Source organism: Streptomyces sp. NPDC111507 (assembly GCF_055638955.1).
This window is the reverse complement of record NZ_JBVKBU010000011.1, coordinates 17,235-32,862: the sequence shown is the minus strand read 5'-3', so window position 1 is coordinate 32,862 and position 15,628 is coordinate 17,235. Positions and strand designations below refer to the sequence as shown.

12 protein-coding genes are annotated in these 15,628 nt (G+C 70.2%); 7 read left to right on the top strand and 5 right to left on the bottom strand.

The genetic code is table 11. The annotated features are described in order from the left end of the window. The 3 genes from ACZ7M2_RS34605 to ACZ7M2_RS34595 all read right to left on the bottom strand — a co-directional run bounded on the left by ACZ7M2_RS34605 (position 1) and on the right by ACZ7M2_RS34595 (position 2,794). Complete coding sequence (locus ACZ7M2_RS34605; protein WP_471598673.1) at positions 1-657, bottom strand: MBL fold metallo-hydrolase; 657 nt, start codon at positions 655-657, stop codon at positions 1-3. Further along, complete coding sequence (locus tag ACZ7M2_RS34600; protein WP_351708528.1) at positions 654-1,739, bottom strand: S-(hydroxymethyl)mycothiol dehydrogenase; 1,086 nt, start codon at positions 1,737-1,739, stop codon at positions 654-656. The genes ACZ7M2_RS34605 and ACZ7M2_RS34600 overlap by 4 nt, the downstream gene beginning before the upstream one ends. A gap of 233 nt (positions 1,740-1,972) precedes the next feature. Next, positions 1,973-2,794, bottom strand: a complete 822-nt coding sequence (locus tag ACZ7M2_RS34595) for an IclR family transcriptional regulator (protein WP_471598672.1) — start codon at positions 2,792-2,794, stop codon at positions 1,973-1,975. 215 nt (positions 2,795-3,009) lie between these two features. Here ACZ7M2_RS34595 and ACZ7M2_RS34590 point away from each other — a divergent pair, with 215 nt between their 5' ends. After that, complete coding sequence (locus ACZ7M2_RS34590; RefSeq protein WP_471598671.1) at positions 3,010-3,330, top strand: bifunctional 3-phenylpropionate/cinnamic acid dioxygenase ferredoxin subunit; 321 nt, start codon at positions 3,010-3,012, stop codon at positions 3,328-3,330. 34 nt (positions 3,331-3,364) lie between these two features. Continuing rightward, the gene (locus tag ACZ7M2_RS34585; protein ID WP_471598670.1) at positions 3,365-4,558 is read left to right on the top strand and encodes an NAD(P)/FAD-dependent oxidoreductase; all 1,194 of its coding nucleotides are present in this window, start codon (positions 3,365-3,367) and stop codon (positions 4,556-4,558) included. A gap of 179 nt (positions 4,559-4,737) precedes the next feature. Here the strand turns inward: ACZ7M2_RS34585 and ACZ7M2_RS34580 are convergent, their stop codons facing one another. Further along, positions 4,738-5,295, bottom strand: a complete 558-nt coding sequence (locus ACZ7M2_RS34580) for a hypothetical protein (protein WP_471598822.1) — start codon at positions 5,293-5,295, stop codon at positions 4,738-4,740. 688 nt (positions 5,296-5,983) lie between these two features. Here ACZ7M2_RS34580 and ACZ7M2_RS34575 point away from each other — a divergent pair. The 5 genes from ACZ7M2_RS34575 to ACZ7M2_RS34555 are packed head-to-tail and all read left to right on the top strand — an operon-like array spanning position 5,984 to position 13,954. Continuing rightward, positions 5,984-8,872 carry a sensor histidine kinase gene (locus ACZ7M2_RS34575; protein ID WP_471598669.1) on the top strand — a complete coding sequence of 963 codons (2,889 nt, stop codon included), beginning with the start codon at positions 5,984-5,986 and terminating at the stop codon, positions 8,870-8,872. Beyond that, positions 8,869-9,309, top strand: coding sequence for a roadblock/LC7 domain-containing protein (locus tag ACZ7M2_RS34570; protein ID WP_054237190.1), 441 nt, complete (start codon positions 8,869-8,871; stop codon positions 9,307-9,309). The genes ACZ7M2_RS34575 and ACZ7M2_RS34570 overlap by 4 nt, the downstream gene beginning before the upstream one ends. Positions 9,310-9,318: 9 nt before the next feature. Beyond that, the gene (locus ACZ7M2_RS34565; RefSeq protein WP_067366277.1) at positions 9,319-9,714 is read left to right on the top strand and encodes a DUF742 domain-containing protein; all 396 of its coding nucleotides are present in this window, start codon (positions 9,319-9,321) and stop codon (positions 9,712-9,714) included. 24 nt (positions 9,715-9,738) lie between these two features. Then, entirely contained in the window at positions 9,739-13,368 is a 3,630-nt protein-coding gene (locus tag ACZ7M2_RS34560) for a hydantoinase B/oxoprolinase family protein (protein ID WP_471598668.1), read from the top strand. Further along, the gene (locus ACZ7M2_RS34555) at positions 13,349-13,954 is read left to right on the top strand and encodes a GTP-binding protein (RefSeq protein ID WP_352049196.1); all 606 of its coding nucleotides are present in this window, start codon (positions 13,349-13,351) and stop codon (positions 13,952-13,954) included. Before ACZ7M2_RS34560 ends, ACZ7M2_RS34555 begins: the two co-directional genes overlap by 20 nt. Positions 13,955-14,072: 118 nt before the next feature. Here ACZ7M2_RS34555 and glpK read toward each other — a convergent pair whose 3' ends face one another. Further along, positions 14,073-15,593: a glycerol kinase GlpK gene (gene glpK / locus ACZ7M2_RS34550; RefSeq protein ID WP_471598667.1), complete on the bottom strand. Its 1,521-nt coding sequence runs from the start codon at positions 15,591-15,593 to the stop codon at positions 14,073-14,075. Positions 15,594-15,628 lie beyond the last annotated feature (35 nt).

Below are 15,628 nucleotides of genomic sequence, written 5' to 3'. Positions count from 1 at the left end.
TCAGACGGTCGGGACGTGGGGGCGTTCGGCGGCGATGGTGGTGTCCTCGCCGTGCCCGGTACGGACCACCGTGTTGCCGGGGAGGGTGAGGAGCCGGTTGCGGAGCGAGGCTTCGATGGCGGGCCGGTCCGAGTACGAGCGGCCGGTCGCGCCGGGGCCGCCGTGGAAGAGGGTGTCCCCGGTGAAGACCGTGTCCAGGAACGGGGCGTAGAGGGAGCAGCTGCCCCAGGTGTGACCGGGGCTGTGGATCACCTGGAGTTCGATACCGGCGACCGCCAGGATCCGGCCGTCACGCAGTTCCCCGTCCGGCTTGCGCCCGGGGTGGGTGAAGGACCACAGCTCGTTGTCGTCGGGATGCAGGAGCACGGGCGCGCCGGTCAGTACGGAGAGCTCGGCGGCCGCGTCGATGTGGTCGTCGTGCGCGTGGGTGCAGACGATCGCGGTGGCACGGCGTCCGGCGACGGCCCTGTGGATCGTACGGGCGTCGTGGGCGGCGTCGACGATCAGCACCTCCTCGTCGTCGCCCACGAGCCAGACGTTGTTGTCGACGTCGAAGGTCTCGCCGTCGAGGCTGAAGGTGCCCGAGGTGACGACGCGTTGGACCCGTACCGTGTGGTCCTGTTCGTGACCGTGTCCCTGGGGCCCGGCTTGGCTCACAGGACCACCACAGACCGCAGTACCTCACCGCGGTGCATCTTCGCGAACGCCTCCTCGACCTGGTCGAGGGAGATGGTCTCGCTGACGAAGGCGTTGAGGTCGAGCAGCCCGTACAGGTACTGGTCGATGAGGAACGGGAAGTCGCGGCTCGGCAGGCAGTCGCCGTACCAGGAGGACTTCAGCGCACCGCCGCGCGAGAACAGGTCGATCAGCGGGAGGTCGATCTTCATCTCGGGGTCGGGGACACCGACCTGGACGAGCACACCCGCGTGGTCGCGCATGTAGAACGCCTGTTTGTACGTCTCCGGTCGGCCCACCGCGTCGATGGCGATGTCGACCCCGAAACCATCCGTGAGCGCACGGACGGCCTCGACGGGATCCGTCCCGCGCGAGTTCACCGTGTGGGTGGCGCCGAACTTCTCGGCCTGGTCGAGCTTCTTGTCGTCGATGTCGACGGCGATGACCTTCATCGCGCCGTTGAGACAGGCGCCCGCGATCGCCGCGTTGCCGACGCCTCCGCAGCCGATGACGGCGACCGTGTCGCCGCGCCCGACGTTGCCGGTGTTGACCGCCGCGCCGTATCCGGCCATCACACCGCAGCCGATCAGGCCCGCGGCCTCGGGGCGGGCGGCCGGGTCGATCTTCACCGCCTGCCCGGCCGCGACCAGGGTCTTCTCGGCGAAGGCGCCGATGCCCAGCGCGTTGCTGAGCGGGGTGCCGTCGAGCAGTGTCATCGGCTGGGTGGCGTTTCGCGAGTCGAAGCAGTACCAGGGGCGCCCGCGGCGACAGGAGCGACAGGTTCCGCAGGGCGCCCGCCAGGCGAGGACCACGTAGTCGCCCGGGACCAGGTCGGTGACGCCGTCGCCGACCGCCTCGATCGTGCCGGCCGCCTCGTGGCCGAGCAGGAAGGGGAAGTCGTCGGTGATCGCGCCCTCCCGGTAGTGCAGATCCGTGTGGCAGACCCCGCAGGCCTGGACGTTGACGAGCACCTCTCCGGGGCCCGGGTCGGGAACGACGATCGTCTGCACCTCGACGGGTGCGCCCTTCTTGACGGCGACTACGGCACGGACCTCGTGTGGCACGACAAGCTCCTCTGCTGTTGCGCAATGCACGATGGGTTGCGCGATGAGGAACATATTGAGAACGCCGTCATGGGGTCGTCAAGGGGTCGGCGTTAACCCTTGGCAAAAGGAACGGGCCGCCCGAAACGTGCCGGACACACGGACTGGACAGACGGACTGGACAGACGGACTGGACACACGAAGGGGCAGGGCCGGGAGAATCCCGTGCCCTGCCCCTTCGCCCCTGAGGGCTCTCAGAAGCCGTACCCCATCCGGCGTGACAGCTCGGCCCCCGCCGCCACCGTCCGCTTGGCCAGCTCCGGCAGCCGGTCGGAGTTCAGCCGGTACACCGGACCCGACACGCTGATCGCCCCGATCACCTTCCCGTCGTGCGCCCGGATCGGCGCGGCCACGGCGGCGAGCCCCAGCTCCAGTTCCTCGATGGTGACCCCGTAGCCCTGCTCGACCACGGCCTCCAACTCGGCGCGCAGCACGGACGTACCCGTGATCGTGCGCTCGGTGAACCGTGGCAGGGCGCGTGCGAGCAGTCCTTCGCGCAGGGTGGGCGGCATGTGCGCGAGCAGCACCTTGCCGCTGGAGGTCGCGTGCAGCGGGGTGCGCCTTCCCAGCCAGTTCTGCGCGGTGACCGACGCGGTGCCGCGCGCCTGCATGATGTTGACCGCCGCGTCGTCGTCGAGCACCGCGACGTTGACGGTCTCGCCCAGCTCGTCGGCGAGTTCGCGGCAGACCGGCACGCCCTCCTGGGAGATGTCGAGGCGCACCGCCGCCGCCCCCGCCAGACGCAGTACGGCGGCCCCCAGGTAGTACTTCCCGCGGTCCTTGGCCTGGGCCACCAGACCGCGGTTCTCCAGGACACCGAGCAGGCGGAAGGCGGTGGACTTGTGCACGTCCAGCTCCTCGGCGATCTCGGTGACCCCGGCCTCCCCGACCCGGGCGAGGATCTCCAGCACGCTCACGGCGCGGTCCACCGACTGGACGGCGCTGCCGGCCCCTCTCCCGTGCTGCTTCCCGGAACCGTCCCCGTTGTGCTCAGCCTGCTTCTGCGTGCGGGTCATAGCTCAACTCTCACCACCTGACGGCCCGGTTTGGGCCGCATCTGCGGGAAGCCCTTGACGTGACGGGACCCCCGCGCGGATTCTGTTGCGCATAGCGCTCCCTCGTGCGCCATGCGAAACACCATGTTACCGAAGCGTCCGGAACCCGAAAGGTCTCCGGACCCACCTGGACCAGGAGGTCCCGGACGAAGAGTCCCGGACCGAGAGGGGGGCCCATGATTCCCGTCTGCCGCCTCGACGACCTCCCCGCGGGCGAATCCGTCCGTGTCGACACCACGCCGCCCATCGCGGTGTTCAACGCCGACGGCGAGTTGTACGCCATCGACGACACCTGCACCCACCAGGACGCCTCCCTCGCGGAGGGCTGGCTGGAGGGCTGTCTGGTCGAATGCCCGCTGCACGCCGCCTCATTCGATCTCCGTACGGGTCTGCCGACGTGCCTGCCCGCACGCCGCCCCGTCCGCACCCACCGCGTCACCGTCGACGACGGAATCATCCACGTCCACCTGGCCGCGGAGGAGGGCACCGCCGCATGAACGCCCTGACCGAGTGCGCCCAAGAGCGCGCCTCATGAGGACCGTGACCGTCGTCGGTGCCTCCCTCTCCGGGCTGTACGCCGCCCGGGAACTCCGGGAGCAGGGGTTCGACGGCCGCATGGTGATCGTCGGGGACGAGCCCCACCTTCCGTACGACCGCCCACCCCTCTCCAAGGACTTCCTCACCGGCCGCGCCGACGAGACCCGGCTCGCCCTCGCCGACGTCGAGGAGATCGCCGAACTCGACGCCGAGTGGCTGCTCGGCGTACGCGCCCGCGGCCTCGACGCCCGGGGGCGCACCGTTCTCCTCCACGACGGCCGCACCGTCTCCACGGACGGCGTGGTCATCGCGACCGGCGCGTCGGCACGCAGGCTCCCGGGGGACGGACTCGTCGGCGTGCACACCCTGCGCACGCTCGACGACGCCCGCGCCCTGCGTGCGGAGCTCTCCTGGGGCCCGCGCAGCGTCGTCGTCATCGGAGGCGGTTTCATCGGCGCCGAGACCGCGTCCTCCTGTGCCGGACTCGGCCACGACGTCACCGTCGTCGAGGCCGCGCCCCTGCCCCTCGTTCCCCAACTCGGCCCCGAGATGGCCGCCGTGTGCGCCGCCCTGCATCGCCGCGGTGGCGCAGGCCTCGTGACCGGCATCGGTGTCGCCGGCCTGCGGGGGAGCGGCACCGTCACGGGTGTGGAGCTCTCCGACGGCCGGGTCCTGCCCGCTGATGTCGTGATCGTGGGCATCGGCGCCACCCCCAACACCGGCTGGCTCGTCGGTTCGACACTCGCTCTGCACGATGGCGTGCTGTGCGACGACGGTTGCGTGACCGCACTGCCGCAGGTGGTCGCCGTCGGCGACGTCGCCCGCGTCGGAGGCGCCCGCGCCGAGCACTGGACCTCCGCCACCGAACAACCCCGCGTCGCGGTCCGCAACTTGCTCGCCGGGCGCACCGTCGAGAGCGCACGGTCCCTGCCCTACTTCTGGTCCGATCAGTACGGCGCACGGATCCAGTTCGCGGGGCGCCGGCACGCGGCGGACGCCGTCCGCCTCACCGAGGGCGCGCTCGACGACGGCGCACCGGCCGAAGGCGGCCTTCTCGCCCTCTACGAGCGCGGCGGCCGCACCACAGCCGTGCTGTCCATCGACCGCCCCCGCCCGTTCATGAAGGCACGCCGTGAACTGGCGCGCAGCGAGGACCCGGTGGAGCCGGCTGGCGCCGTGCCGAGCTGACGGCCCGTGGGCGGACCCACGGACGGGGCCACCTTGACCACCAGGATCACGGGCTCCACGGTGTCCGTGGAGCCCGCCCCTTGGCCGTGCCGTGGGCAACCGTGAGCCGGGCTCAGTCACGAGGCGGGCTCAGCTGCGAGTCGTACTCAGTCGCGAGCCGCACTCGTCGCGAGCCGTACTCAGGGGTGCGACAACTGCCCGGTGCCGCCCTGCCGCCGTATTCGCTTCTGAGCGCGCTCCGTCGCGCGTGCCTGCCGTCGGGCCCGGCGCCGCTCGCGCCTCAGGGTCCTTGCGGTACTGCTCGGTTCGGACACCACGCCATTGCGCTGGTTCCACACCTGGCGGGTGACCCAGACGTCGAGGGCGGCCCAAGTGGCCACCACCGTGCTGGCCACGCTGCTCAGGACCATCGGGAAGGCGAGCCAGGACTCCGCCAGCGTGGACAGGAAGGCGATCACGGCCTGGATCAGGGTCACCGCGATGATCAGCACCGCACGTACGGCCGACGTGCGCACCGGATCGGGCAGCCGTCGCCGACGCGCGGGCTCCTCGATCCACAACGGCCGGTAGTACGCCTGCTCTTCGTATCCGTCCGTGTGCCCGACAACTGCCCGTGCCTGCCCGCCGGCACGCCGCTGACCGGCAGCTGCACCCTCCCCGACCGCCCGCTCATGCCCACCGGTTGCAGTGCCCCGTCCGCCCACCGGCTCGGGCCCGCCCTCGGCCTGGGCGCTCATGCGCTCGCTTCCGATTCCGGCGGCACCCGTCCGGTCGTTCTTCCGGTCGCGTCCCTCCGGGGCCACGCTCTGCCGGCTCACCCGATCGCGACCGTCCGTCACGACGCCTTGTCCGCTCTCTTCGTCGCGCCCGTCCGCCGAGTCCGCCGGTATGTCGCGATCCGTTGTTCGTGTGGCCGATCGCACCGCCACAGGCGCCGCAGTACCCACCCCTGGTGTCCCGCCCCGCTCCGCCGTGCCCATCAACTTGTCACTCCCCACCGCCCAGCAGACCCTCGCACGGGTGTCATACGACACCTGCTCCCCAGTGGCTGCCCGGCTTGCGCTGTTTTACGCCGCCTGGACGCGGCATGCGGCCCCTGTGGCCGATTCCGCCCCCATTTCCCGTAGAGAAGGACGAACAATGTGCCCGGAAGATTCCCAACTAGCGAAAAATTCCGGCCAACTGACCAAGTTCACTGGCCTGATGAGCTCTGGCTCGCCATGCCGGATTCGGGGCGGCAATCTCCCCCAATGAACGGACAACTGCCCATCTCCGGTTCCCTCAAGAGCCAGGGTTCCACCCTCTTCACGCCGGGCGGCCGCCCGGACACGTCTTCGAGTTACCTGTGCGTCAGTAGTAGGCTCACGCCGTTTGTTGACGCACAGGTGTGCCCCCGGGCCGGAGGGGGTCGAGCTGGGGGAGGCCATGCGCTTTCGCGGGAAGTCCATCCGCCGGAAGATCGTGGCGCTGCTCCTCGTGCCGCTCCTCTCCCTGACGGGGATCTGGGCCTTCGCGACGGTACTCACCGGCCGCGCGGCCAACCAGCTGTTCAACGTGTCGGACGTGGTCGAGAAGATCGGCTACCCCACCGAGGACACCATCAGCGTTCTCCAGCAGGAACGCCGCCAGACACTTGTCTATCTCGCCGATCCCCGCGCCTCCGACGCGCTGGCGGCGCTGAAGCGCAGTCGCACCGCGACCGACCGGGCCGTGGCGAAGGTCCGCAAGAACGCCAAGGACGAAGACGTACAGGAAGAGATGAACGGGGGCACCTCACAGCGCCTCACCACCATCCTGGACGCCCTCGACGGCATCGACTCGCTGCGCCGCAGTGTCGAGGAGGGCACCGTCAACCGGGCCCAGGCCCTCGACCTGTACAACCGTCTGGTCGACCCCTGTTACACACTGATGGCCAACCTCCACGTCGTGGACAACGTGGAGATGGACAAGCAGGGCCGCGCCCTCGTCAACGTCGCCAACGCCCGCGAACTGCTCTCCCGCGAGGACGCCCTCCTCGGTTCCGCGCTGGTCGCGGGCCGCGTCACCCGCGACGACATCCGCGACATCTCCGATCTCGTCGCGCAGCGCACCCTGCTGTACGACATCAGCCTGCCGCTGCTGCCCTCCTCGGAACGCGGCCGCTTCGAGCGCTACTGGTCGAACGCCGACACGGCTCCCCTGCGCGTGGCGGAGCAGGCCGTTGTCACCTCCCCGGCCGGATCCCCGCACGGTGTCACCGCGCAGAGCTGGGACCGGGCGGCCGGACACGTGCTCGACGAACTCGCCGACCTCGACGACAAGGCCGGCGACCGCTACCAGGACCGTGTCCGCCCCGTGGCCACGGGCGTCATCGTCAAGGCCGTCATCGCGGGTGTCCTCGGACTCATCGCCCTGCTGGCCTCGCTCGTCATGTCCGTACGCATCGGCCGGGGCCTCATCCGCGACCTGCGACGGCTGCGGCTGGACGCCCACGAGGCGTCAGGCGTCCGCCTCCCCAGCGTCATGCGCCGCCTCTCCGGGGGCGAACAGGTCGACGTCGAGACCGAAGTGCCCCGCCTGGAGTACGACAAGAACGAGATCGGCGAGGTCGGCCAGGCTCTCAACACCCTTCAGCGTGCGGCCGTCGAGGCCGCCGTCAAACAGTCCGAACTGCGGGACGGCGTCTCCGAGGTCTTCGTCAACCTCGCCCGCCGCAGCCAGGTCCTGCTGCACAAGCAGCTCACCCTCCTCGACACCATGGAACGCAGGACCGAGGACACCGACGAACTCGCCGACCTGTTCCGCCTCGACCACCTGACCACCCGTATGCGCCGGCATGCCGAGGGCCTGGTCATCCTGTCCGGCGCGGCCCCGTCCCGGCAGTGGCGCAAGCCCGTCCAGCTCATGGACATCGTCCGCGCCGCCGTCGCCGAGGTCGAGGACTACGAGCGCATCGAGGTACGCCGACTGCCCCGCGTCGCCGTCACCGGTCCCGCGGTCGCCGACCTCACGCACCTGGTCGCCGAACTCCTGGAGAACGCCACGGTGTTCTCGCCCCCGCACACGGCCGTGCAGGTCGTCGGCGAACGCGTCGCCAACGGTTTCACCCTGGAGATCCACGACCGCGGTCTGGGCATGGCGGCCGAAGCGCTCCTCGACGCCAACCTACGGCTCGCCGAGACCCCCGAGTTCGAACTGTCCGACACCGACCGGCTCGGTCTGTTCGTGGTCAGCCGGCTCGCGCAGCGGCAGAACGTCCGTGTCTCCCTCCAGCCTTCCCCGTACGGCGGCACCACCGCCGTGGTGTTCATCCCCGACGCGCTGCTCACGGACGACGTCCCGGACACCAACGGCATCGGCTTCCGTCTCGACCGAGCGCTGCCCTCGAAGGAGGGCAAGATCGAGGAGGACCGCAAGGCGGCGCTCTCCGACGTACCGGTGCGCCTCCCCGGCCTGCCCGCCGCGATCCTCGACGGGCCGGTCGAACTGGAGGCGCCGGTCGATCTTGACGTGCTCGGCGGTTTCCCGGGCGCCCTCGACGACGAGGACGCCGAGCAGGGCGGTCTGTTCCGGCCGCGCCGCTCCATAGCGGGTGTCCCGGTCGAGCCGCACCGGCCCCACCAGCAGCCCCGCACAGGCGGCGCGGAGACGGCCCGCTCCGGCGACGACGACCACGCCGGGGGCCCGGTCCCCCTGCCGCACCGCAGAACTCCCAAGCTGGTCAGCTCGCACGGTCGTCCCGTGACCCGGACGAGGCCCCGGCGCGGCGAGGCGGGCGAGGAGCCCCCCGAGGCGCTGAAGCCGGTGGAGAGCCTCGAAGCGGTCCTCGAGCCGGTGGAGCGGCAAGGCATCGCGGAGAGGGCGAGCGCACAGTCGTCGACCGCCCGGCGTGCTGACCGCACCGAAACCTCCGGACGCCGCACCAACGAACGCACCGAGACTCCGGGCCTTCGTTCCGAGACGTCGGGCCTCCGAGAGGCCCCCGCTCTCCCCCGGCGCACTCGCGCCGCCGGCGCGCCGGCGGGCAGGGCTGGGACCACCCGGGGCTCCGCCGCCACGACGCAAGGGGCAGAATCGGGTGCGAGCCCGCTGCCCCGCCGCGTCCGACAGGCCAATCTGGCCCCCCAGTTGAAGGACGGACCCGAACGGCGCGCCGAGCGCGTCAAGGACCACACCCCGAAGGGGGCGGAACTCGCCGATCGCGACGCCGACGAGGTACGCAGCCGGATGGCCTCGCTCCAGCGGGGCTGGCAGCGGGGCCGCGAGGAGAACGCCGCGGGCGACGGGGCCCAGGGCGGCACAGCACCAGGAACGACGAAGGGGGACGGTCGATGACCGCACCGAAGGCCACAGGGCCCACCGCGACCAGCAAGACGTCGGGAGAGCTGAACTGGCTGCTCGACGACCTGGTGGACCGTGTCGCCAGCATCAGCAAGGCGATCGTGCTCTCCGGCGACGGCCTTGCCACCGGGGCCTCCAAGGATCTGACCCGGGAGGACAGCGAGCACCTGGCCGCCGTCGCCTCGGGCTTCCACAGCCTCGCCAAGGGCGTAGGCCGCCACTTCGAGGCGGGAGGTGTCCGGCAGACCGTGGTCGAGCTCGAGGAGGCCTTCCTCTTCGTCACGGCCGCCGGGGACGGCAGCTGTCTCGCCGTTCTTTCGGACGCCGACTCCGATGTCGGGCAGGTCGCCTACGAAATGACGCTTCTGGTGAAGCGGGTCGGCGCACATCTGGCCGCCGCTCCGCGCACCGATCTGCCCTCGGGCGGGTAGTGGGATGGCATGAGCGGAGACGGTCAGGGAAAACGCCACTGGTTCGACGACGACGCCGGACCGGTGGTCCGTCCTTATGCCATGACACGCGGGCGCACCACCAGTCCTGCCCAGCATCGCCTCGACCTGATCGCGGTGGTCGTCACGGAGCCCCACGCGGACGACCCCGAAGCCGACCATTCGCTGTCCCCGGAACACGTGGACATAGTCGAGCTCTGCCGCGGCACCCCCCAGTCGGTCGCCGAGCTCGCCGCCGAGCTCGACCTGCCCATCGGAGTGGTCCGGGTCCTCATCGGGGACCTCGTGACCGAGGAAATGGTCCATGTGACACGTCCCGTACCCCCTGCCGAGCTGCCGGACGAGAGTATTCTGCGCGACGTGATCAGCGGCCTCCGGGCGCTCTGAGCTGGGCGGAAGCGGGGAACAGACGTGACAGGCTGGCAGTTCTGGGTCGACCGAGGCGGCACCTTCACCGACATCGTCGCGCGACACCCGGACGGCCGCCTGCTCACGCACAAGCTGCTGTCCGAGAACCGGGCGAGGTACGCCGACGCGGCGGTGGCGGGTGTCCGTGAACTCCTCGGCGGCAACCAGGACGCCCAGGGCGCGCGGATCGACGCCGTCCGCATGGGAACCACCGTCGCCACCAACGCTCTCCTGGAACGCAAGGGAGAGCGCACCCTCCTCGTCGTCACGCGAGGGTTCCGCGACGCCCTGCGCATCGCCTACCAGAACCGCCCCCACATCTTCGCCCGCGCGATCGAACTGCCCGAGCTGCTCTATGAACGCGTGGTCGAGGTCGACGAGCGGATCGCCGCCGACGGCACGGTCCTGCGCGCCCCCGACCTGGACGCCCTTGCCGGGCCCCTCCGGGAGGCGTACGACTCCGGGATCCGGGCCGTCGCCGTCGTCTGCATGCACAGTCACCTCCACCCCGCCCATGAAGAGGCCGTCGGTGAACTGGCGGCACGCACCGGCTTCCCGCAGATCTCGCTCTCCAGCGAGGTCAGCCCGCTGATGAAGCTCGTCCCGCGCGGTGACACGGCCGTCGTCGACGCCTACCTGTCGCCCGTGCTGCGCCGCTACGTCCAGCACGTCGCCGATGAGCTCCAGGGCGTGCGACTGATGTTCATGCAGTCCAACGGAGGCCTCGCCGAAGCGGGTCAGTTCCGCGGCAAGGACGCCATCCTGTCCGGCCCGGCGGGCGGTATCGTCGGCATGGCCCGGATGTCGCAGCTCGCCGGCTTCGACCGTGTCATCGGCTTCGACATGGGCGGCACCTCCACGGACGTCTCGCACTTCGCGGGCGAGTACGAGCGGGTCTTCACCACCCGGATCGCCGGGGTCCGGCTGCGGGCACCCATGCTGGACATCCACACCGTCGCCGCGGGCGGCGGCTCGGTGCTCCACTTCGACGGCTCCCGCTACCGGGTGGGCCCCGACTCGGCCGGCGCCGACCCCGGCCCCGCCTGCTACCGCGGCGGCGGCCCGCTCACCGTCACGGACGCCAACGTCGCACTCGGCCGCATCCATGCCACCCACTTCCCCGAAGTGTTCGGCCCCGACGGCGACCAGCCCCTCGACGACACCCTCGTTTGCGACCGGTTCGCCGCCCTCGCGCGGGAGATCAGCGAGAAGACCGGAGACGACCGCACCCCGGAGCAGGTGGCGGAGGGTTACCTGCAGATCGCCGTGGCCAACATCGCCAACGCGGTCAAGCGGATCTCGGTCCAGAAGGGCCACGACGTCACCCGGTACGCGCTCACCACCTTCGGCGGAGCGGGCGGCCAGCACGCGTGCATGGTCGCCGACTCGCTCGGCATCCGTACCGTCCTCGTCCCGCCCATGGCCGGCGTCCTGTCCGCCCTCGGCATCGGACTCGCCGACACGACGGCCATGCGCGAGCAGTCCGTGGAGGCACCCCTCGAGGCCTCCGCGATGCCCGGCATCCTCAAGACCGCCGACGACCTGGAGGGCGCCACCCGCGCCGAACTCCTCGCCGAGGACGTGCCCGAGGACCGCATCCGCGTCACCCGCCGCGCCCAACTCCGCTACGACGGAACGGACACGGCGCTCACCGTCGAGCTCACCGAGCCCGACACCATGACCCACGCCTTCGAAGAACGCCATCGCGCCACCTACTCCTTCACCCTCGACCGTCCGGTCGTCGTGGAAGCCCTCTCCGTAGAGGCCACCGGACTCACCGAACCCCCCGATCTCTCCGCCCTCGCGACCTCTTCGTCCGCCCGAGGCGCGGTGCAGACGGTCAGCCTCCACACGGGCGGTGCCTGGTGCGACGTACCCCTGCACCGCCGCGAGGAACTGCCGCCCGGTGAAACGGTCACCGGCCCCGCGATCATCACCGAGGCCAGCGCGACGACCGTCGTCGACGACGGCTGGCGGGCCGCCACGACCGACGACGGGCATCTGGTCATGGAACGCGTGGCGGTTACGCAGAGTTCCGATCTCGGCACGGAAGCGGACCCGGTTCTCCTCGAGGTCTTCAACAACCTCTTCATGTCCATCGCCGAGCAGATGGGTGCCCGCCTGGAGTCCACGGCCCAGTCGGTCAACATCAAGGAACGCCTGGACTTCTCCTGCGCGCTCTTCGACCCCGACGGCAGTCTCGTCGCCAACGCCCCGCACATCCCTGTCCACTTGGGCTCGATGGGCACGAGCGTGCAGGAGGTCATCCGGCGACGCGGCGACAGCATGCGCCCGGGTGACACGTACGCGGTCAACGACCCGTACCACGGAGGCACCCACCTCCCCGACGTCACCGTGATCACCCCGGTCTTCGACACGGAGGGTGAGCACATCCTGTTCTACGTCGCCTCGCGCGGACACCACGCCGAGATCGGCGGCATCGCCCCGGGCTCCATGCCCGCGAACAGCCGCACCATCGAGGAAGAGGGCATCCTCTTCGACAACTGGCTGCTCGCCGAGAACGGCCGCTTCCGCGAGGCCGAGACGCTTCGCCTGCTCACCGAGGCGTCCTACCCCTCGCGCAATCCGAAGACCAACCTCGCCGACTTGCGTGCCCAGATCGCCGCCAACCAGAAGGGCGTCGACGAAGTCGCCCGCATGATCGAGAACTTCGGCCTCGACGTCGTCCAGGCCTACATGCGGCACGTGCAGGACAACGCGGAAGAAGCTGTACGCCGCGTCATCGACGCTCTGGAAGACGGTGAGTTCGCCTACGAGACCGACTCCGGGGCGGTCATCCGTGTCCGGGTCTCCGTGGACCGCGAAAATCGTTCCGCCACGGTCGACTTCACGGGTACGTCCCCGCAGCTCAGCACCAACTTCAACGCACCCTTCGCGGTGGTCAACGCCGCCGTCCTGTACGTGTTCCGCACTCTGGTCGCCGACGACATCCCGCTCAACGACGGCTGTCTGCGGCCGCTCGACATCGTCGTGCCGCGTGGCTCGATGCTCGCTCCCGAGGCCCCGGCCGCCGTGGTCGCGGGCAATGTGGAGACCTCTCAGGCGATCACCGGCGCGCTGTACGGAGCCCTGCGCGTGCAGGCCGAAGGGTCCGGAACGATGAACAACGTCACCTTCGGCAACGAGCGCTACCAGTACTACGAGACCGTGGCCTCCGGATCCGGCGCGGGTGACGGCTTCCCCGGCGCCTGCGTCGTACAGACCCACATGACCAACTCGCGGCTCACCGACCCCGAGATCCTGGAGTGGCGACTGCCGGTCCGGCTCGAAGAGTTCGCGGTCCGGCCGGGCAGCGGCGGAGCCGGACGCTGGAGCGGCGGGGACGGCGCCGTGCGCTGTATCCGGTTCCAGCAGGCCATGACAGTCTCCACACTGTCCCAGCACCGCAGGGTCCCGCCCTACGGCATGGCCGGCGGCGAGCCCGGAGCGCTCGGCGCCAACCGGGTGGAGCGCGCGGACGGCACGGTCACGGAACTTGGCGCAAGTGATACGGCCGACGTCGGCCCCGGCGACGTACTTGTCATCGAAACCCCCGGCGGCGGAGGCTACGGCCCACCGTCCCACGACCCCCATCAAGCAGGAGAAGAGATCGATGATCTTCGGGCGTTCTGAGCGCGGCAAGCCCCCGGTCGAGCCCGTCACGCTCAAGATCCTGGTGGCCGGTGGCTTCGGGGTGGGCAAGACGACCCTGGTCGGCGCGGTCAGCGAGATCAAACCGCTGCGCACCGAGGAGGTGCTCACCGAGGCGGGCCGCCCGGTCGACGACACCAGCGGCGTGGAGGGCAAGCACACCACCACCGTCGCCATGGACTTCGGCCGCATCACGCTCCGCGAGGACCTGGTGCTCTACCTCTTCGGGACACCCGGACAGGACCGCTTCTGGTTCCTGTGGGACGAGCTCGCCTCCGGCTCCCTGGGCGCCGTCGTGCTCGCCGACACGCGCCGCCTGGAGGACTGCTTCGCCGCCGTCGACTACTTCGAGCGGCGCTCCATACCGTTCGTGATGGGCGTCAACTGCTTCGAGGGATCGTCCCGGTACCCAGTCGACGAGGTCCGCCAGGCACTCGACCTCGACGACGACGTTCCGGTCGTCCTGTGCGACGCCAGAGACCGGGAGTCGGCCAAGGAGGTCCTCATCGAGGTCGTCCAGCACGCGATGGCGTACGGAGCCGACCGACGCGAACCGGTCACCACCTGACCCGTACATACGGTCCGAACCGCGCATACGGCCCGTACCCCCGCCGACCGGGGTACGGGCCGTCGTCCCGCACACGCGTGTGGCTCACGCGAGACGCACGCGCGCGTGGACCCCTGACTCAGCTGACGTTGTCATCGTGCCAGCCGAAGCTCTTCTCCACCGCCTTGCGCCAGTTGTGGTACTCACGGTCGCGTACGGAGGCCTCCATGGACGGTGTCCACTCGACGTCCTTCTGCCAGTGCGACTTCAGCTCGTCGAGGTCGTTCCACACACCGGTCGCGAGCCCGGCCGCGTAGGCCGCGCCCAGACAGGTCGTCTCGGACACCCGGGGACGGATCACCGGCACGCCCAGGACATCCGCCTGGTGCTGCATCAGCAGATTGTTCTTGGTCATGCCGCCGTCCACCTTCAGGGTGGTGATCTGCACGCCGGAGTCCTGGAACATGGCGTCCACGACCTCACGGGTCTGCCAGCTCGTCGCCTCCAGGACCGCGCGGGCGAGGTGCGCCTTGGTGACGTACCGGGTGAGGCCGGTGACGACACCGCGCGCGTCGGAGCGCCAGTAGGGCGCGAACAGGCCCGAGAACGCCGGAACGATGTACGCGCCGCCGTTGTCGTCGACGCTCGCGGCCAGCGTTTCGATCTCGTCGGCGTTGCGGATGATGCCTAGTTGGTCGCGGAACCACTGCACCAGGGCGCCGGTGATCGCGATCGACCCTTCGAGGCAGTAGACGGGCGCCTCGCCGCCGATCTTGTAGCCCATGGTCGTCAGCAGCCCGTTCTTCGAGGGGACGGGCCGGTTGCCGGTGTTGAGCAGCAGGAAGCTGCCGGTGCCGTACGTGTTCTTGGCGGTGCCCACGTCGTAGCAGGCCTGCCCGAAGACCGCCGCCTGCTGGTCGCCGAGCGCCGAGGCGACGGGGACGCCCGCCAGCTGGCCCACGGCGGTGCCGTACACCTCGGCCGACGACCTGATCTCGGGCAGCACCGCCTCGGGGATGTTCATCGCCGCGAGGATCGACGGGTCCCACTGAAGGGTCTCCAGGTTCATCAGCATGGTGCGCCCGGCGTTGGTGACGTCGGTGACGTGCCGACCGCCGTCCGTGCCGCCGGTCAGGTTCCAGATCAGCCAGGAGTCGATGGTGCCGAAGGCGATCTCGCCGCGCTCGGCACGCGCGCGCAGCCCCGGCACGTTGTCGAGCAGCCAGGCCGCCTTGGGGCCGGAGAAGTAGCTGGCCAGCGGCAGGCCGGTCTGTTCGCGGAAGCGGTCCTGGCCGTCCGTGCCGCCCAGCTGATTGCAGAGCGCCGAGGTCCGGGTGTCCTGCCACACGATCGCGTTGTGCACGGGCTTGCCGGTGGCCCGGTCCCACAGGACCGTCGTCTCGCGCTGGTTGGTGATGCCGAGCGCGCTCAGCTGGTCGGCGCGCAGCCCCGCCTTGGCGATCGCTCCCGCGACGACCGCCTGCACCTTGGACCAGATCTCGGTGGCGTCGTGTTCCACCCAGCCCGGTTTGGGGAAGATCTGGCGGTGCTCGCGCTGGTCGACGGCGACGATCGCGCCGCTCCGGTCGAAGATGATGCAGCGGCTGGAGGTGGTGCCCTGGTCGATTGCGGCGACGTATTTCTCGGCGTTCTCCGTCATGACGTCCCCTTACGTCTTCTTCGTCAGAAGGCTGC